This window comes from Serratia marcescens, from assembly GCF_006715005.1.
GTDB classification, from domain to species: Bacteria; Pseudomonadota; Gammaproteobacteria; order Enterobacterales; family Enterobacteriaceae; genus Serratia; species Serratia montpellierensis.
In genome coordinates this window covers 5264279-5281336 of sequence record NZ_VFMJ01000001.1, presented here as the reverse complement: position 1 = coordinate 5281336, position 17058 = coordinate 5264279, and the positions used below count along the sequence as shown (strand labels likewise).

At 59.8% G+C, this 17058-nt stretch carries 15 protein-coding genes and 1 tRNA gene; 7 read left to right on the top strand and 9 right to left on the bottom strand.

Annotation, left to right across the window (positions count from 1 at the left end; genetic code table 11):
- Positions 1-76: 76 nt before the first annotated feature.
- Both glnE and FHU12_RS25535 read right to left on the bottom strand, forming a co-directional pair.
- A complete protein-coding gene (gene glnE, locus FHU12_RS25540) occupies positions 77-2914 on the bottom strand; it encodes a bifunctional [glutamate--ammonia ligase]-adenylyl-L-tyrosine phosphorylase/[glutamate--ammonia-ligase] adenylyltransferase (RefSeq protein WP_141972508.1) in 2838 nt (945 codons plus the stop codon).
- Positions 2915-2959: 45 nt separating this feature from the next.
- Entirely contained in the window at positions 2960-4267 is a 1308-nt protein-coding gene (locus tag FHU12_RS25535; protein ID WP_141972506.1) for a CYTH domain-containing protein, read from the bottom strand.
- Between the two features lie 278 nt (positions 4268-4545).
- On the opposite strand from FHU12_RS25535, the gene FHU12_RS25530 reads away from it, so the two are divergent.
- Together FHU12_RS25530 and FHU12_RS25525 are read left to right on the top strand one after the other, a co-directional pair.
- Positions 4546-5166: a TIGR04211 family SH3 domain-containing protein gene (locus FHU12_RS25530; RefSeq protein ID WP_019453078.1), complete on the top strand. Its 621-nt coding sequence runs from the start codon at positions 4546-4548 to the stop codon at positions 5164-5166.
- Between the two features lie 122 nt (positions 5167-5288).
- On the top strand, positions 5289-6533 hold the full coding sequence (locus FHU12_RS25525; RefSeq protein ID WP_141972504.1) for a multifunctional CCA addition/repair protein: 1245 nt from the start codon (positions 5289-5291) through the stop codon (positions 6531-6533).
- Between the two features lie 40 nt (positions 6534-6573).
- Here the strand turns inward: FHU12_RS25525 and bacA are convergent, their stop codons facing one another.
- Both bacA and folB read right to left on the bottom strand, forming a co-directional pair.
- Positions 6574-7398: an undecaprenyl-diphosphate phosphatase gene (bacA, locus tag FHU12_RS25520; RefSeq protein WP_025160107.1), complete on the bottom strand. Its 825-nt coding sequence runs from the start codon at positions 7396-7398 to the stop codon at positions 6574-6576.
- Positions 7399-7530: 132 nt separating this feature from the next.
- Complete coding sequence (gene folB / locus FHU12_RS25515) at positions 7531-7890, bottom strand: bifunctional dihydroneopterin aldolase/7,8-dihydroneopterin epimerase (protein WP_004937203.1); 360 nt, start codon at positions 7888-7890, stop codon at positions 7531-7533.
- Positions 7891-7997: 107 nt separating this feature from the next.
- On the opposite strand from folB, the gene plsY reads away from it, so the two are divergent.
- Entirely contained in the window at positions 7998-8642 is a 645-nt protein-coding gene (gene plsY, locus FHU12_RS25510; protein WP_141972502.1) for a glycerol-3-phosphate 1-O-acyltransferase PlsY, read from the top strand.
- A 30-nt stretch (positions 8643-8672) separates the two neighbouring features.
- On the opposite strand, the gene tsaD is transcribed toward plsY, so the two are convergent.
- Complete coding sequence (gene tsaD / locus FHU12_RS25505) at positions 8673-9686, bottom strand: tRNA (adenosine(37)-N6)-threonylcarbamoyltransferase complex transferase subunit TsaD (RefSeq protein WP_049198481.1); 1014 nt, start codon at positions 9684-9686, stop codon at positions 8673-8675.
- A 326-nt stretch (positions 9687-10012) separates the two neighbouring features.
- On the opposite strand from tsaD, the gene rpsU reads away from it, so the two are divergent.
- From rpsU to rpoD, 3 genes are all read left to right on the top strand, one after another.
- Positions 10013-10228 carry a 30S ribosomal protein S21 gene (rpsU, locus tag FHU12_RS25500; RefSeq protein ID WP_001144069.1) on the top strand — a complete coding sequence of 72 codons (216 nt, stop codon included), beginning with the start codon at positions 10013-10015 and terminating at the stop codon, positions 10226-10228.
- Positions 10229-10364: 136 nt separating this feature from the next.
- Entirely contained in the window at positions 10365-12113 is a 1749-nt protein-coding gene (dnaG, locus tag FHU12_RS25495) for a DNA primase (RefSeq protein ID WP_025304325.1), read from the top strand.
- Positions 12114-12270: 157 nt separating this feature from the next.
- Positions 12271-14112 carry an RNA polymerase sigma factor RpoD gene (rpoD, locus tag FHU12_RS25490; RefSeq protein ID WP_025304326.1) on the top strand — a complete coding sequence of 614 codons (1842 nt, stop codon included), beginning with the start codon at positions 12271-12273 and terminating at the stop codon, positions 14110-14112.
- Positions 14113-14186: 74 nt separating this feature from the next.
- Here the strand turns inward: rpoD and mug are convergent, their stop codons facing one another.
- Positions 14187-14675 (bottom strand): G/U mismatch-specific DNA glycosylase, encoded by a 489-nt coding sequence (mug, locus tag FHU12_RS25485; protein WP_141972500.1) that lies wholly within the window; start codon positions 14673-14675, stop codon positions 14187-14189.
- 146 nt (positions 14676-14821) lie between these two features.
- Here mug and FHU12_RS25480 point away from each other — a divergent pair.
- Positions 14822-14897 (top strand) — tRNA-Ile (locus FHU12_RS25480).
- A 200-nt stretch (positions 14898-15097) separates the two neighbouring features.
- Here the strand turns inward: FHU12_RS25480 and FHU12_RS25475 are convergent.
- The 3 genes from FHU12_RS25475 to FHU12_RS25465 all read right to left on the bottom strand — a co-directional run bounded on the left by FHU12_RS25475 (position 15098) and on the right by FHU12_RS25465 (position 17054).
- Entirely contained in the window at positions 15098-15328 is a 231-nt protein-coding gene (locus FHU12_RS25475; protein ID WP_033644586.1) for a DNA-binding transcriptional regulator, read from the bottom strand.
- Between the two features lie 83 nt (positions 15329-15411).
- On the bottom strand, positions 15412-16572 hold the full coding sequence (locus tag FHU12_RS25470) for a phage late control D family tail protein (RefSeq protein WP_141972498.1): 1161 nt from the start codon (positions 16570-16572) through the stop codon (positions 15412-15414).
- Complete coding sequence (locus FHU12_RS25465; protein ID WP_015379102.1) at positions 16569-17054, bottom strand: phage tail protein; 486 nt, start codon at positions 17052-17054, stop codon at positions 16569-16571. The genes FHU12_RS25470 and FHU12_RS25465 overlap by 4 nt, the downstream gene beginning before the upstream one ends.
- Between the last annotated feature and the right edge of the window lie 4 nt (positions 17055-17058).

Here is a 17058-nt window from a genome sequence, read left to right as displayed (position 1 = left end):
CGATAACTCCAAAAAAGTACAAAATTTTAGTGGCGCAGATATTACCACAGACCGCCGGAATACCCGCAAAAAGGTATCAATCCAGCCATTTGGCCCAGCTAACGCGCACCTGATCGCGCTCGGCGGCGAACAGCCCGCTGCCGACCTTGCCGGAATGCTCCTGCAGCGCCAGATGGTGGATCTCATCGCGCATGGTGACATAGGCCTGGGTCAGCGCGCGCGCCTCCTCTTCCGGCATGATGTCATAATTGGCCATCAGCTCGAAGATGCGCACGTTGTCCGACCAACGCGTCAGCCGCGGTTCACCCGGCGCATAGCGTAAGACCAGATATTGGGCGATAAATTCGATGTCGGTAATGCCGCCTTCATCGGTTTTGATATCAAACAGATCGCGCTGCTTGTTGCCGAGATGATTGCGCATCTTTTCACGCATCTCGCGCACTTCGCGCTTCAGGATCTCCGCATCGCGCGTCTTGCACAGGATCTCACGCCGGATTGCGTCGAACTGCTGATGCAGCGCCGGATCGCCATGCACGATGCGCGCGCGCACCAGGGCCTGATGCTCCCAGGTCCAGGCTTCGTTTTGCTGGTAGTCGGCGAACGCCTCGACGGTGCTGACCAGCATCCCCGCGGCGCCGGAAGGCCGCAGGCGGGCGTCCACCTCATACAAAATGCCGGAGGAGGTGCGGGTGCTGAACAGATGCATCACCCGCTGCGCCAACCGCAGGTAGAACTGACGGCCGTCGATGCAGCGCTCGCCGTCGGTCATCACCTCCGGCGGGCAATCCAGCAGGAATACCAGATCGAGGTCGGAACTGTAACCCAGCTCCCAGCCGCCCAACTTGCCGTAGCCGATCACCGCAAAGCCGCGCCCTTCACGCTCCTGCAGATGGGTCGGCTGGCCGTAGCGCGCCACCATGTCGCTCCAGGCCTGCTGCACCACCGCGTCGATGATCGCCTCCGCCAGATAAGTCAGGTGGTCGCTCACTTTCATCACCGGCAGCGCGCCGGCGATATCCGCCGCGGCGATGCGCAGCTGCTGCGCCTGTTTGAATTGGCGCAGCGCCTCCAGCTTTTGCTCTTCGTCGTCTTCCGGCACCCGCAACAGATACTGGCGTAGCTCGCTGCGGTAGGCGTCCAGCGCCACCGGCTGATACAGCGTGGCCGGATCCAGCAGTTCGTCCAGCAACAGCGGGTAACGCGACAGCTGGTTGGCGACCATCGGCGACGCGGCGCACAGGCGGATCAGATGGCTGAGCGCCGCGTGATACTCCACCAGCAGCTCGAGGTAGGTGGTACGGGTGACAATGCTCAGCAGCAGCTGCGCCAGCCGCACCAGCGCGGTCGGCGCGTCCTGCCGCGGGCACACCTCCGCCAGCAGGCGCGGCATCAGTTGATCGAGCACGTCGCGGCCGCGCGGGCCGATGGTGCGTTTGTCGACGTCATGGCGGAAATCGGCGATGGTGCGCAGCATCTGCCGGCGCCCCTCTTCGTCCAGGTGCGGCGTCAGCGGCGCCAGCTCGTTTTCCTCCAGCGCGTCCTGCCACAGGCTGTGGTAGTGCTGATAGTCGGGATCTTCGCCGACATCCGGGCTATCGTCGCCGATCAGGTCGTCGAACACCGCACGCACCGCCTGCATGTGTGCGTCCAACGCCGCCATCAGCGCCGCCCAATCCGCCAGCCCCATGCCGTAGGCCAGCCGCGCCTGATCGAGCGCATCCTGCGGCAGCGTCTGGGTTTGCTGATCGCCGATCGCCTGCAGCAGATTCTCCAGCCGCCGCAGGAACAGGTAGGCGGCGCTCAGCGCCCGCACCTGCTCGGCCTCCAGCAGCCCCAGTTCACCCACCGCCTGCAGCGTCGGCAGCAGCGAACGCCCCTGCAGCGCCGGCTCGCGGCCGCCGCGGATCAGCTGGAATACCTGGGTAATGAATTCGATTTCGCGAATGCCGCCAGCGCCCAGTTTGATGTTGTCCTTCAGGCCGCGACGCCGCACTTCACGGGCGATCATGCCCTTCATGTTGCGCAGCGACTGGATGACGCTGAAATCGATATAGCGGCGGAACACGAACGGCCGCAGCGTTTTGCGCAGCTCCTGGCTGTAGGCGTCTTCCGCCCCGCCCATCAGGCGCGCCTTCACCATCGCATAGCGCTCCCAGTCGCGCCCCTGCTCCTGATAATAATCTTCCAGCGCCGCGAAACTCATCACCAACGGGCCGCTGTCGCCGAACGGCCGCAGCCGCATGTCGACGCGATAGACAAAACCGTCGATGGTCGGCTGATCCAGCGCCTTGATCAGCCGCTGGCCGAGACGGGTGAAGAACTGGGCGTTGTCCAGCTCGCGCCGTCCGCCTTGGGTCTGGCCGTTTTCCGGGTAGGCGAAGATCAGATCGATATCCGACGAGAAGTTCAGCTCGCCGCCGCCCAGCTTGCCCATGCCGAGGATCAACAGCGGCTGCGGTTCACCGGCGGCGTTGCACGGCGTGCCCCACTCGCGGCAACAGGTTTGGTACAGCCAGTCGCGCGCGCTGACGATCAGCGTCTCCGCCAATCCGCTCAGCTGCAGCAGCGTTTCTTCGGTCGAACACAGCCCCTGCGCCTGCGCCCAGGCGATGCGCACCAGCGTTTCGCGGCGAAACAGACGCAGCGTGCGCATCAGCTGCGCCTCATCACGCACCTCTTCCAGCTCGTCCTGCAGCCAGGCGGCGTAGTGTTGCCACTCGCCGGGCGTCGGCGGTTGTTCGCGCAGCGTCGCCAGCCAGGCCGGCTGGGCAAGCAGCGCGTCGCTGACGAAGTCGCTCGACGCCAGCACCCACTGCTCCTGTTCGCTAAAGACGCTGTCCGCGCCGTGAACTTCCTGAAAACGCTGCACAACCTGCTGTGCCTGAGCCTGTAACGCGGCTGAAAGTGGCGACATAGTGTATGACCCGTTCTGCGGCCCACGGCTGGCGGGCCGGCTTGATTAACGAAGCGCGCCGTTTAACCAGAATGGCGCATGCGATAAGGCCTGTTTACGGCTGGCTTCATACCAGCCCTGGCGGCGCTCGCTCAGCGCCGCCTGCAGTTCGCGCCAGGCCTCGATATAAGGCCCGGTCTGCTCGTCGGGGTAGGCGCCCGACAGCAGGACCAGCGCCGAAATCTGACGCGTCAGGCGCGGCAATTGTTCCAGATATTCGTCTTCGTTCAGCATACGGCTGAAGGCTTCTTTCAGCTCCGCACCACTGCGCCCCAGCATGATGTCGCTGAAGCGTTTGAAAGAACCGTCCAGCTTGGCCAGCCCTTTGGCGTCGATAAACGGCCGCCAGGCGCCGCTCACCAGCCATGATGTGAGCGCTAACTTACATTGCAGGTAGGTGGCGCTATAGCACAGGGTCTCTGGTTGCGCGGCTTTGTCCGCCAACAGCGGTTCGAGCTCGGTCAGGCGGGCGCGCAGATCGGCGCTGGCCTTGCGCGGCACCAGGCCGCCGAAGATCACCAGCGCCTGACGGATCGTGCCGACCGCTTCGATGACCGCCCCGCGCGCCTGCGCATCGCCGCGCAGCCACAGCTCCTCGTGGTATTGCCAGTGGCTCAGCGCCAGTTCGAAGGCGGCGATCATCCCCTGCTCCACGGTCGCCTTCGCCGCCGGCTTCAGCACCTGCAGCGAGCGCACCTCGCGCGGCGGATTGCCCTGCGCCAGGTGGTAACCACGCGCCGCCTTGCTCAGGCTGCCCTGACGCAACCCGTCATGAGCCGCCAGCTCACCGGCCAATGCCAGCAGATCGGCGGTATTGCCGTTCAGCAGTTCCAGCTCTATCTCACTCAGGGCTTCGCTGAGATCACCGGCGCGCACCTCACCCTGGTCCAGGCCAATCTCGATCTCGCTTTGGCCGTAAGTAACCACCCACTTCTCGCGCACGAAATCGGTACGGAACAGCGGTTGCAACGCCTGCTGCAGCGCCGCGATATCGCAATCCTGCGGCCAGATGTCGGCAGGAAACTGTGCCAGCGCCAGCTGCGGTTCGGTGATAGCGACGTTATATTCCGGACGCTGGTGCAGGCCGCCCACCACTTTACCGGCGGTTTTGATGGTCATCTCATAACGATCGTCGAAACCGCGAATGCGCAGCCCCATATCGTGACGGCGCAGGACGTTGTCGGCCGTTTCGAAGTAAATGTTGGTCAGCTTTTGCGGCGCGGAATGCTGATGCGGCCAGGCGGCAAGCCATTGCGGCAAAGCGGCCACCGCTTGCGGCGCGGCGATAAATTTCAATTCAATTTCAACGGTCATAATTCTTTAACACCAATAAGTTACGCATTCACGTCTGTTTCAGCACGGCGCGCTCGGCCCGCCGTATGCTGCCCAATGACGCACAGTTGCCGTTATCTTACCGCGATTCCCGGCGCCTTAACCCTGCTAACTGTAGAAAAAACCTGTTACGTTATAAAACGCTGCGCAACTCACAGAATTAGCCACAGTAAGATAGTTCTCATTCCGGTTTTGGCGTTGCGTCGTCAGACTGAACGCTCTACTATCGTTCCATAAATTCACCCAGAAACGATGAACTAATGCAGAAATTACGCCTGATTTGCCTTGCCGCGCTGAGCTTCAGCATCACTTGGGCCGCACATGCCGAAGATAAACGCTATATCTCCGATGAGTTAAGCACTTACGTCCATAGCGGCCCAGGTAATCAGTACCGTATTGTCGGCACTCTGAACGCCGGTGAAGAAGTCACCCTGCTGAGCGTCAACGACAGCACCAACTACGGCCAGATCCGCGATCCGAAAGGCCGCACCACCTGGATCCCACTCGACCAGCTCAGCCAGACGCCAAGCCTGCGCACTCGCGTGCCCGAGCTGGAACAGCAGGTGAAAACCCTGACCGACAAGCTGGCCAACATCGACAACACCTGGAACCAGCGTACCTCGGAAATGCAGGAAAAAGTCGCGGGCAGCGACAGCACCATCAGCAGCCTGCAGAAGGAAAACCAGGATCTGAAAAACCAGCTGGTGGTCGCGCAGAAGAAGGTCAACGCCGTTAACCTGCAGCTCGACGACAAGCAGCGCACCATTATTCTGCAGTGGTTCATGTACGGCGGCGGCGTTGCCGGCGTCGGTTTGCTGCTGGGCCTGCTGTTGCCGCACCTGATCCCGCGCCGCAAGAACAACAACCGCTGGATGAACTGATCTCAGTATCGTTCAGTTTGAGTATGGGCGCCTGCGGGCGCCCTTTTCATTGGTGCCGACATCCCGCGGCCAATTCATGTAATCTGATAGACAGAGCCTTACACGATATTCAGGAGTCAACAGTGCAGATTTATCTGGTCGGCGGCGCCGTTCGCGACAGCCTGCTCAACATCCCGGTGGTCGATCATGATTGGGTGGTGGTGGGCGCTACGCCGGCGGAGCTGCTGGCATTGGGCTATCAGCAGGTCGGCAAAGATTTCCCGGTGTTCCTCAACCCCGATTCTCATGAGGAGTACGCGCTGGCGCGCACCGAGCGCAAATCCGGCCAGGGGTACACCGGTTTTACCTGCTATGCCGCGCCGGACGTGACGCTGGAAGAAGATCTGCTGCGGCGCGATCTGACCATCAACGCGATCGCCCGCTCCGCCGAAGGGGAGCTGATTGACCCATACGGCGGCGTGGCCGACCTGCAGGCGCGCGTGCTGCGCCACGTTTCCGACGCGTTCGGCGAAGATCCGCTGCGCGTACTGCGCGTGGCCCGCTTCGCCGCTCGCTTCGCCCACCTGGGTTTTCACATCGCCGACGAAACGCTCGCGCTGATGCGCCAAATGGCGCACGGCGGTGAACTGGCTGCGCTGACCGCCGAACGCGTCTGGAAGGAAACCGAAAAGGCGCTGCAAAGCCAGAGCCCGCAGGTCTATTTTCAGGTGTTGCGCGACTGCGATGCGCTGGCGGTGCTGTTCCCGGAAATCGACGCGCTGTTCGGCGTACCGGCCCCCGCCAAGTGGCACCCGGAGATCGACACCGGCGTACACACGCTGATGGCGCTGGCGATTGCCGCCCGCCTCACGCCGGAGGTGGACGTGCGCTTCGCCACGTTGTGCCACGATCTTGGCAAAGGATTGACGCCAAAAGCGTTCTGGCCGCATCACCACGGCCACGGCCCGGCGGGCGTGCGGCTGGTCGAAGCGCTGTGCCAACGGCTGCGGGTGCCCAACCCGGTGCGCGACCTGAGCAAGCTGGTGGCCGAGTACCATGACCTGATCCACACCGTGAACAAGCTGCGGCCGGAAACCCTGCTGAAGCTGTTCGACGCCATCGACGTCTGGCGCAAGCCCCAAAGGCTGGAGCAGATGATCCTGACCAGCGAAGCGGACGCGCGTGGCCGCACCGGCTTTGAGGAGAATCCTTATCCGCAGGGCGACTATCTACGCCAGGCGTATCAGGTGGCGAACGCGGTATCGATTAAAGAAGTGGTGGCCAGCGGGCTGCAGGGCACCGCGATCCGCGACGAGCTCAAACGCCGCCGCCAGCAGGCGCTGGCCGACTGGAAGCTCAGCCAAACGATTATCAACGATCAGGCATAAAAAAAACCCCGCAGAGCGGGGTTTTTTCTTGGTATCGGGCTTACAGGAATACCATATAAACCACGGCCGCCACGATAAAGCGGTAGATGGCGAACGGCACGAACGAGATGCGTTTGATCAGCGACAGGAAGGTCTTGATTGCAATCAGCGCCACCACGAAGGCCGTAATGAAACCGACGGCAAACATCGGCAGATCGCCCCAGGTCAGGAAGTGCAGGCTCTTGTACAGATCCAGGCCGCTGGCGCCAATCATCATCGGCACCGCCAGGATGAAGGAGAATTCGGACGCCGCATAGCGGTTCACGCCCACCAGCATGCCGCCGGCGATGGTGGAACCCGAACGGGAGAAGCCTGGCCACAGCGCCAGGCACTGGAAGCAGCCGATCATGAACGCCTGGCGGTAGGTGATGTCATCCAGCCCTTCCGCGCTCGGTTTCTTCGGCTTCAGCCATTCCGCCGCCAGCAACAGCAGGCCGCCGACCACCAACGCGTACATCACGTTTTTCGGCGCGAACAGCGACTTGATGAAATCATGGAAGGCCAGGCCCAGCACCACCGCCGGGATCATCGCCAGCAGGATGTGCCCCAACTTCAGCTGACCGCTGGTTTTGCCCTCGTGCTCCACCGGCTTGCCGCCGAAATGGATGCCGATCAGGCCGAACAGCCGGCGCCAGAACATCACGACGACGGCCAGGATCGACCCCAGTTGGATGATGACTTCAAAGGTTTTGGCTTTGTCGCCGGTAAAGCCCAGCCACTCGCCAACGATAATCATATGCCCGGTGGAAGACACCGGCAGAAATTCGGTTAACCCTTCGACAACCCCAAGAACAAACGCAATAAACAGTGAATGCATGTCAGCCATGTGCTTCGCTCACCCTATAAAATAACGGCTATCACATAAAAAAGCGGCAGTGCTTAAAGACAATGCCGCTAAAACAATTCTCAGGATTAAGACCAAGTTAACGGTCTTTCGTTGCAAGCAGATGACATAAAATCATGCGGGACGAGTGCCGCGCTCAATGATCACGCCGACCCGATTGGCATGTGCTACAGCGCCCGGTTTGCTGACCTTAATACGGACCCAGGGGGAATTGAAGCGCTGAAGCAAAATTTCAGATATTTCCTCTGCCACCCGCTCCACCAGCGCAAAACGATTCGACTCCACGTGCTGGATCACGGCGTCGCTGACGTCGGCATAGCTCAGACAGTCAGTTACGTCGTCGCTGGCGGCGGCCGGCCGGTTATCCCAGCCCATTTCGATATCGAACACCAGCTTCTGACGAATGCCCTGTTCCCACTCATAAACGCCAATGGTGGTAATTACGGTAAGCTCTTCAATAAATACGATATCCATCACGTCATTCTCTGTTTTTGGCCTTGCCGGATACCACTTCCAGCGGAATGTGCGTATTATCCATAGATGTTGCGAGTAAAACGACCATTATTAAACGGAACCGCGTTATGAGTGCTACCGCGCTTGGCATGATTATCTTCGCGTATCTGTGCGGCTCGATTTCGAGCGCGATCCAGGTTTGCCGGATCGCCAGGCTGCCGGACCCGCGTGAGCATGGCTCAGGAAACCCCGGGGCGACCAACGTCCTGCGCATCGGCGGCCGGCTGGCGGCGGCGGCGGTGCTGGTGTTCGATATTCTGAAAGGGATGTTGCCGGTCTGGCTGGCCTACAAACTCGATGTACCACCGCTGTACCTCGGCCTGACGGCGATCGCCGCCTGCCTGGGGCACATCTATCCGGTGTTCTTCCACTTCCGCGGCGGTAAGGGTGTGGCGACGGCATTTGGCGCCATCGCGCCTATCGGCTGGGATCTGACCGGCCTGATGACCGGCACCTGGCTGCTGACGGTGTTGCTCAGCGGCTACTCTTCGCTCGGCGCCATCGTCAGCGCGCTGATCGCCCCGTTCTACGTCTGGTGGTTCAAACCGCAGTTCACCTTCCCGGTAGCGATGCTCTCCTGCCTGATCCTGATGCGGCATCACGACAATATTCAGCGCCTGTGGCGCGGCCAGGAAGGCAAGATTTGGGGCAAGTTCCGCAAGAAGAAAAACGACGCGGATGCGGATAACGGCGATCGGCCGAAAGACGAATAACAGAAGGGCCGGATTATCCGGCCCTTTGCTTTATACCGCAGGCAGTTCCGCCAGCGGCCAGCGCGGCCGCACCGAAACGCTCAGCTCCGGGCTGGCGCCGCTCTTCAGGCGCACCATGCCGGCATAGGCGATCATCGCGCCGTTGTCGGTGCAAAATTCCGGGCGGGCATAGAATACTTCCCCACCGCGCTTGTGCATCATCTCCGCCAGCTTGGCGCGCAACGTGCGGTTGGCGCTCACGCCGCCGGCCATCACCAGACGTTTGAAGCCGGTTTGCTCCAGCGCGCGTTTGCATTTGATCGCCAGCGTATCCACCACCGCATCTTCGAAAGCACGGGCGATGTCGGCACGCGTCTGATCGTCGTTGCCGTTGGAGCGAATGGTGTTGGCGGCGAAGGTTTTCAACCCGGAGAAGCTGAAGTCCAGCCCCGGACGATCGGTCATCGGCCGCGGGAAGGTGAAGCGCCCCGCCGTGCCCTGCTGCGCCATCTTCGACAGCATCGGCCCGCCGGGATAATCCAGGCCGAGCAGCTTGGCGGTTTTGTCGAACGCTTCGCCGGCGGCATCGTCGATCGACTCGCCCAGCAGTTCATACTCACCGATGCCGGTGACGCTGATCAGCTGAGTGTGGCCGCCGGAGACCAACAGCGCGACGAACGGGAACGCCGGCGGGTTGTCTTCCAGCATCGGCGCCAACAGGTGGCCTTCCATATGGTGCACCGGCACTGCCGGCACGTTCCAGGCGAACGCCAGCGCGCGCCCCACGGTAGCACCGACCAGCAGCGCGCCCACCAGACCCGGCCCGGCGGTGTAGGCCACGCCGTCGATGTCGGCCGGGGTCAGGTTAGCCTCTTTCAGCGCCGCCTGAATCAGCGGCACGGTTTTGCGCACGTGATCGCGGGAGGCCAGTTCCGGCACTACGCCGCCGTAGTCGGCGTGCAGCTTCACCTGGCTGTATAATTGGTTGGCCAACAAACCGGTTTGATCGTCATACACTGCAATTCCGGTTTCATCGCAGGACGTTTCTATACCCAGTACTCGCATTACATTTCCCATCATTCCACGTGCGGCCGCCAGTCTACCACATTCCGCCACATTTACCGCCGGTGCCGCGCATCTTGTCACCGGCCCGCACCTATGTCGATGATTCATCCAGAAAATGCCCAGGCGATTAAACACGAGCATTTTTTTCTGATTAGTCTATAATCAGCGCCCGGTGCAAAATTGCGCACGTTGCAGCAGAGCGACGCGGGTTTCAATTTGCGGTGATGCTTTACAAAGCAGCATCCATTGGAGTAAAATTCCGCACCATTTTGAAAAGGCTGGCGCTTGGCCAGCAACAAACCGAATTTTATTGAGGTGAGAGGCACATGCCGGTAATTAAAGTACGTGAAAACGAGCCATTTGACGTTGCTCTGCGTCGTTTCAAACGCTCTTGCGAAAAAGCGGGTGTTTTAGCTGAAGTTCGTCGTCGTGAGTTTTATGAAAAACCAACTACCGAACGTAAACGCGCTAAAGCTTCTGCTGTGAAACGTCACGCGAAGAAACTGGCTCGCGAAAACGCACGCCGCACTCGTCTGTATTAATTCTTCGGGGGCAACCCCACCGCGTGAATTTCTGATTTTCAAAATCGCGCAGACCGAGTAGTTGCATACGAAGGCCGTGCTTTCCGAAAGGAATGCGCGGCTTGTTCTCGTTTATAGGCTAATGAAGTAAGGGCTTATGGCTGGACGAATTCCGCGCGTATTTATCAATGACTTGCTGGCTCGCACCGACATCGTCGATCTGATCGATGCCCGCGTGAAGCTCAAGAAGCAAGGCAAGAACTACCACGCGTGCTGTCCGTTCCACCACGAAAAGACGCCTTCCTTTACCGTTAATGGCGAAAAGCAGTTTTATCACTGTTTTGGGTGTGGTGCGCACGGCAACGCCGTCGACTTTTTGATGAATTACGACCGACTCGAGTTTGTCGAAACCATCGAAGAATTGGCGACCATGCACGGGCTGGAAGTGCCTTACGAAGCGGGCACCGGGCCAACCCAGATCGAACGCCACCAGCGCCAGAGCCTGTACCAACTGATGGAACAGCTCAGCGCGTTCTATCAACAGTCACTGCAGCAGTCCTCCGGGGCGCCGGCGCGCAGCTATTTGCAGCAGCGCGGATTAAGTGACGACGTTATTCGCCATTTCGCCATCGGCTTCGCGCCGGCGGGATGGGACAACGCCCTGAAGCGTTTCGGCCGCGACGCCGACTCGCGCCGCGCATTGAACGATGCCGGCATGCTGGTGACTAACGATCAGGGGCGTTCGTATGACCGCTTCCGCGAACGGGTGATGTTCCCCATCCGCGACAAGCGCGGGCGCGTGATCGCCTTCGGCGGCCGCGTGCTGGGCGACGGTATGCCGAAGTACCTGAACTCGCCGGAAACCGAAGTTTTCCATAAGGGCCGCCAGCTGTACGGCCTGTATGAAGCACAGCAGAACCACCCTACCCTCCAGCGGCTGCTGGTGGTGGAAGGGTATATGGACGTGGTGGCGTTGGCGCAATTCGGCATCGATTATGCCGTCGCCTCGCTCGGAACCTCGACGACGGCTGAACACATTCAGCTGCTGTTCCGCGCTACCGACAACGTCGTCTGCTGTTACGACGGCGACCGCGCCGGCCGCGAAGCGGCCTGGCGGGCGCTGGAAACCGCGCTGCCGTACCTGAACGACGGGCGCCAGCTGCGGTTCATGTTTTTGCCCGACGGTGAAGACCCGGACACCCTGGTGCGCAAAGAAGGTAAAGAAGCCTTCGAACAGCGAATGGAGCAGGCGCAGCCGCTGTCCACGTTCTTGTTCGAAAGCCTGCTGCCGCAGGTGGATCTGAGCAGCCCGGACGGGCGCGCCAAGCTGAGCACGCTGGCGCTGCCGCTGATTACTCAGGTGCCGGGCGAAACGTTGCGCTTGTACCTGCGTCAGGAGCTCGGCAACAAGCTGGGGCTGCTGGACGACAGCCAGCTCGACAAGCTGATGCCCAAGCAGGCGGAAAATGCGAATCCTTATCAGGCGCCCCAGCTAAAACGCACAACCATGCGTATACTGATAGGGTTACTGGTGCAAAATCCGCAGTTGGCTACACTTATCCCTTCGCTTGAAGGGTTGGAGCAGACCAAACAGGCGGGATTGCCGCTGTTCGTCGAACTGGTGCAGACCTGTTTGGCGCAGCCGGGCCTGACGACCGGGCAATTGCTGGAGCTGTATCGCGACAACAAATTCAGCCAGCAGCTTGAAACCTTGGCGACATGGAACCATATGATCGTTGAGGACATGGTCGAACAGACCTTTTTGGATACGTTGGCCAGCCTGTACGACTCGGTGCTCGAGCAACGGCTGGAAACGCTGATCGCCCAGGCCAGAACGCGCGGCCTGAGCCCGGAGGAACGTGAGGAAGTCCGTTCTCTCAACCAGGTTTTAGCGAAGAAAAACTGAATACCAAACGGCTTAAGTGCCGATAATTGCGAGGGCAGAGCCCTGCACAGTGCCGCCATAGTGGGCCGCGGCGATAACGAAAACGCCCCAAATGCTATTGTTGGCGGTTTCGCCGACCGACACCAACCTAAATACTCTGAAGTGTGGATACCGTCTTATGGAGCAAAACCCGCAGTCACAGCTGAAGCTACTTGTCACCCGTGGTAAGGAGCAAGGCTATCTGACCTATGCTGAGGTCAATGACCATCTGCCGGAAGATATCGTCGACTCCGATCAGATCGAAGACATCATCCAGATGATTAACGACATGGGCATCCAGGTGATGGAAGAAGCACCGGACGCCGATGACCTGCTGCTCGCCGAAAACTCGAACAGCACGGACGAAGATGCGGAAGAAGCCGCCGCACAGGTTCTGTCCAGCGTAGAATCGGAAATCGGCCGCACCACCGACCCGGTGCGCATGTACATGCGCGAAATGGGTACCGTCGAACTGCTGACGCGCGAAGGCGAAATCGACATCGCCAAGCGCATCGAAGACGGCATCAACCAGGTGCAGTGCTCGGTTGCCGAATACCCGGAAGCCATCACCTACCTGCTTGAGCAGTACGATCGCGTCGAAGCGGGCGAAGCGCGCCTGTCGGATCTGATCACCGGCTTCGTCGATCCTAACGCGGAAGAGGACATCGCCCCTACCGCGACCCACATCGGTTCTGAACTGTCGAGCGAAGAGCAAGACGACGACGAAGAAGATGAGGACGCCGAAGACGACGACACCGAAGACGACAACAGCATCGATCCTGAGCTGGCGCGTCAGAAGTTCGCCGAGCTGCGCGATCAGTATGAAGCGACGCGTCTGGTGATCAAGAAGAACGGCCGCAGCCACGCCAGCGCAGCGGACGAGATCCTGAAGCTGTCTGAAGTGTTCAAGCAGTTCCGCCTGGTGCCGAAGCAGTTCGACTTCCTGGTCAACAGCATGCGCACCATGATGGACCGCGTTCGCACCCAGGAACGCATCATCATGAAGCTGTGCGTTGAACAGTGCAAAATGCCGAAGAAAAACTTCGTCACCCTGTTCGCCGGCAACGAAACCAGCGATTCCTGGTTCGAAGCCGCACTGGCGATGGCCAAGCCATGGTCGGAAAAGCTGAAAGACGTGGCTGAAGACGTGCAGCGCAGCCTGCAGAAACTGCGTCAGATCGAAGAAGAAACCGGCCTGACCATCGAGCAGGTCAAAGACATCAACCGTCGCATGTCGATCGGCGAAGCGAAAGCCCGCCGCGCGAAGAAAGAGATGGTTGAGGCCAACCTGCGTCTGGTTATTTCCATCGCCAAGAAATACACCAACCGCGGCCTGCAGTTCCTGGATCTGATCCAGGAAGGCAACATCGGCCTGATGAAAGCGGTAGACAAGTTCGAATACCGCCGCGGCTACAAGTTCTCGACGTACGCCACCTGGTGGATCCGTCAGGCTATCACCCGCTCCATCGCCGACCAGGCGCGCACCATCCGTATTCCGGTGCATATGATTGAGACCATCAACAAGCTCAACCGTATTTCGCGCCAGATGCTGCAAGAGATGGGCCGCGAGCCGACGCCGGAAGAGCTGGCCGAGCGCATGCTGATGCCGGAAGACAAGATCCGCAAGGTGCTGAAGATCGCCAAAGAGCCAATCTCGATGGAAACACCGATCGGCGACGACGAAGATTCGCATCTGGGCGACTTCATCGAGGATACCACCCTCGAACTGCCGCTGGACTCCGCGACCTCGGAAAGCCTGCGTTCAGCCACCCACGACGTGCTGGCCGGCCTGACCGCGCGCGAAGCGAAAGTGCTGCGCATGCGTTTCGGCATCGACATGAACACCGACCACACGCTGGAAGAGGTTGGCAAGCAGTTTGACGTTACCCGTGAGCGTATTCGTCAGATCGAAGCCAAGGCGCTGCGCAAGCTGCGTCACCCAAGCCGCTCCGAAGTGCTGCGCAGCTTCCTGGACGACTAAGTCCGGCTGCCGTACCAAAAACAAAAACCCCGGCCTGCCGGGGTTTTTTTATGCCCTGAATATGCCCCGCCGCATCATTGCAACGCCAGGAACAGCTCGCGATAGCTGGCGGTAAGCTGCTCCAGCGTGGCGCGGTTCAATCCGCTGGGGTTAGGCAATACCCACACCTCGGTTTCCCCCAGCATCAGCGCCTGCTTGCCCCAGGGCGCGTTTTTCACCCCGAAGGCGGTGGTGAACGCCTGCTTGCCCAAAATCGCCAGCGCGCGCGGCTGATAGCGCAGGATTTTCTCTTGCAGCGCCTCGCCGCCGCTGCGCAGCTCGTCGCGCGACAGCTCGCTGGCCGCCACCGTCGGGCGCGCCACCAGCGCGGTAATGCCGCAGCCGTTATCCTTCAGCTGCTGCCACTGCTCCGGCGCCAGCTGGCGCTCGGTAAAGCCGGCCTGATGGATCACCTTCCAGAAGCGATTGCTGCCGTTGGCGAAAGGGTAGCCCTGATGGGCGGAAGAAAGGCCGGGGTTGATGCCGCAAAACACCACCCGCAGGTTAGGCGCCAGAAGTTCCATGAGTGTCGTGAGTCCATTACAGGGATTTACTGCGGTTATCGCAAAATCCGCCAGCAATTACAACAGGCTAGAACTGTGCAGAAAAGCAACATACGGGCGGGTAACTGTAGACCGCCGCTTAAGGATTCCCTATAATCTCGCGGCTTGGCCCCTTAGCTCAGTGGTTAGAGCAGGCGACTCATAATCGCTTGGTCGTTGGTTCAAACCCAACAGGGGCCACCAAATTTTAGTTTTAAAATCATATAATTAAGCCACCTCTCAGGGTGGCTTTTTTGTTACCATCAACATAGGTGTCGCAAAAGTGTCGCTCTGTTTTTTGAATCTCTCCCCATATCACACACCCCGACATAAGATAGTTGCCAGCCCAATGTACGCATTCCAATAAAAAACCCGCATTAAGCGGGTTTGTCTCTCTCAGCTGATCACATCCACATAACCTGCTGTTGGCCTGCCACACTAGCGCCAACCGGATGCGGGGGAACGGCCCTGACCTGCCCCGGCGTCATAATCGCACTGTCATAGGTCTCCATCGTTTTAAACGTGTGGCCGCAGTTGATATTTTGGCACTGGTGATAACGTTCTTTCGTGTGCTGACTCAGATAGCGGCTGGTGCGGGCATGGGCCGCAGTCTGGCATAATGGGCAATGGAACATTATTAATTCCTCATCAATGGCTCTTGCCGCGATAATACGCTCTGTGATCTGGATTTGAATTAGCTTTAATCTAATTTACAAATTCATAAAGCGAAGTCATGCACATCATAAATCACATCCGACAGCAAAACCTCAAACTCCAGCGCCGTCGTAAAACCTCCGTTACTCAAATTGTGCGTGACTTTGCTCACTATCCAGTCTTGCGCATCGATCGCCGCTTTAAACCCACTGACGCGTACCGGCGTTTCCGGCGTGATGTTAGCCCGCCCCACCGCCAGCGACAGTGAGAACTCAGCCACACCGCGCTGAAGCTTTTCCCACTTTGCCTGTGCGGCGCGCATCGCGGCGGCCTTGGTGGCGTAAATTTTGGTGATCGCAAACACGTTATCGTCAGCCCCCACCAGATAGTCGCCTTTCGCCGCCTCCGCCGGTTTCCCCGGTTTTTTACTGCTGCCCGGCTTCGCCTTCGGGTGTTGCAGCGCGCGCAAATGCTGCTCTTTTGGCTTGCGCTGCAGCTTCACTTTCTTCGGCTTCGGCTGTTTTGTATTGAGCCAGCTCGCCGTTACGCCTGTGTAGGCATCCCGATCGGCAATGCTGAAACTGTGCTGATCGCCATCCTGCCGGGTGATGGTATACACCGGCAATGGCTTCCCACCTACCGTGGCGCCGTTCCCCGGTCGCAACAACAGCAGAGCGCCATTTTTCACCGCCGCCACCGCACCGTTGAGCGTTGCAAGTCGGGTAATAAATGCCGCGTCCGTCTCCTGCGTCTGGTCAATATGGCTGATTTTGATGGTGCCCAGACCGGCGGCCAGCGAAGCTTTCAGCTTATTGCGCGCAGCCACCTTCTGCACAATGTCGCCCAGGGTGGTGTCGTGGTAGGACTCATCGCGCCGGGTGTTCAGCGAGCCGCGAAAATCCGCACTACGCGCGCGAATAGTCAACGTGTCCGGTGCGCCCCGGTGTTCGACCTCATCGACCGTAAACTGGCCTTTTGGCGTCAATGGCGAGCCTTGCCAGCCGAGCGCCAACGACAGCACCGCATTGCGCTGAGGCATCGCCATCAGTCCGTCGCTGTCGTCCAGTTCGATGTCGAGCTGGTCGGCCTCAAAGCCCCGGTTATCCGTCAGCGACAGCGAAATCAGCCGCTTGCGGATGTTCTGCGTGATGTCGTTATCCTGCAGCAACAGCGAAAAATCCGGGGCAACTCGTGCCCCGGCTGGCAGGCTTACGCCGGTGATCATGATAACAACCCTCCCATAGCACCGGCGGCCTTCCCGGCCATCTCTCCGGCTTTATCGTACAGTTCCCCGGCCTGCTGGCGCAGATCGCCAAACATCGCAGACAGGGATTCATCGACCCGCTTCAGGTTGAGCGTGAACTCTGTGCGGCGCGGGCTGCCGTCGGCGAAAAACTCGGAGTGCGTTTCAGAAATCGACTCGATCACAAACATGCCGTAAATCGTGCCGGTGCCTTCAATCAGCGGCCACGCCCGGCCCTGCTCGGCCATCAGTTGCAGCGTCAGCAGTGACCAGCGGCCGCCGGTGATCTCCGGCAGCAGCACCCCGGACAGCGTGATTTTTTCCTCATCCATCCCCAGAAATTGCGCCGCCGGGCGCAGGCCAACGCGGGCGTTGCTCGGCCAGCGATATTCCGCGTTGCGGCTCATGGATTGATACGGCAGCGTCTGCAGCATAAAAACAAACAGGCCCAGCGTTAACATCATGGTT

Excerpts from the sequence above, each read along its gene's own strand:
- dnaG (WP_025304325.1), top strand. The coding sequence starts at position 10,365 with ATGGCTGGACGAATTCCGCGCGTATTTATCAATGACTTGCTGGCTCGC.
- plsY (WP_141972502.1), top strand. The coding sequence starts at position 7,998 with ATGAGTGCTACCGCGCTTGGCATGATTATCTTCGCGTATCTGTGCGGC.
- FHU12_RS25470 (WP_141972498.1), bottom strand. The coding sequence starts at position 16,572 with ATGATCACCGGCGTAAGCCTGCCAGCCGGGGCACGAGTTGCCCCGGAT.
- FHU12_RS25475 (WP_033644586.1), bottom strand. The coding sequence starts at position 15,328 with ATGTTCCATTGCCCATTATGCCAGACTGCGGCCCATGCCCGCACCAGC.
- FHU12_RS25530 (WP_019453078.1), top strand. The coding sequence starts at position 4,546 with ATGCAGAAATTACGCCTGATTTGCCTTGCCGCGCTGAGCTTCAGCATC.
- tsaD (WP_049198481.1), bottom strand. The coding sequence starts at position 9,686 with ATGCGAGTACTGGGTATAGAAACGTCCTGCGATGAAACCGGAATTGCA.
- rpsU (WP_001144069.1), top strand. The coding sequence starts at position 10,013 with ATGCCGGTAATTAAAGTACGTGAAAACGAGCCATTTGACGTTGCTCTG.
- bacA (WP_025160107.1), bottom strand. The coding sequence starts at position 7,398 with ATGGCTGACATGCATTCACTGTTTATTGCGTTTGTTCTTGGGGTTGTC.
- folB (WP_004937203.1), bottom strand. The coding sequence starts at position 7,890 with ATGGATATCGTATTTATTGAAGAGCTTACCGTAATTACCACCATTGGC.
- mug (WP_141972500.1), bottom strand. The coding sequence starts at position 14,675 with ATGGAACTTCTGGCGCCTAACCTGCGGGTGGTGTTTTGCGGCATCAAC.
- glnE (WP_141972508.1), bottom strand. The coding sequence starts at position 2,914 with ATGTCGCCACTTTCAGCCGCGTTACAGGCTCAGGCACAGCAGGTTGTG.
- FHU12_RS25465 (WP_015379102.1), bottom strand. The coding sequence starts at position 17,054 with ATGATGTTAACGCTGGGCCTGTTTGTTTTTATGCTGCAGACGCTGCCG.
- FHU12_RS25535 (WP_141972506.1), bottom strand. The coding sequence starts at position 4,267 with ATGACCGTTGAAATTGAATTGAAATTTATCGCCGCGCCGCAAGCGGTG.
- rpoD (WP_025304326.1), top strand. The coding sequence starts at position 12,271 with ATGGAGCAAAACCCGCAGTCACAGCTGAAGCTACTTGTCACCCGTGGT.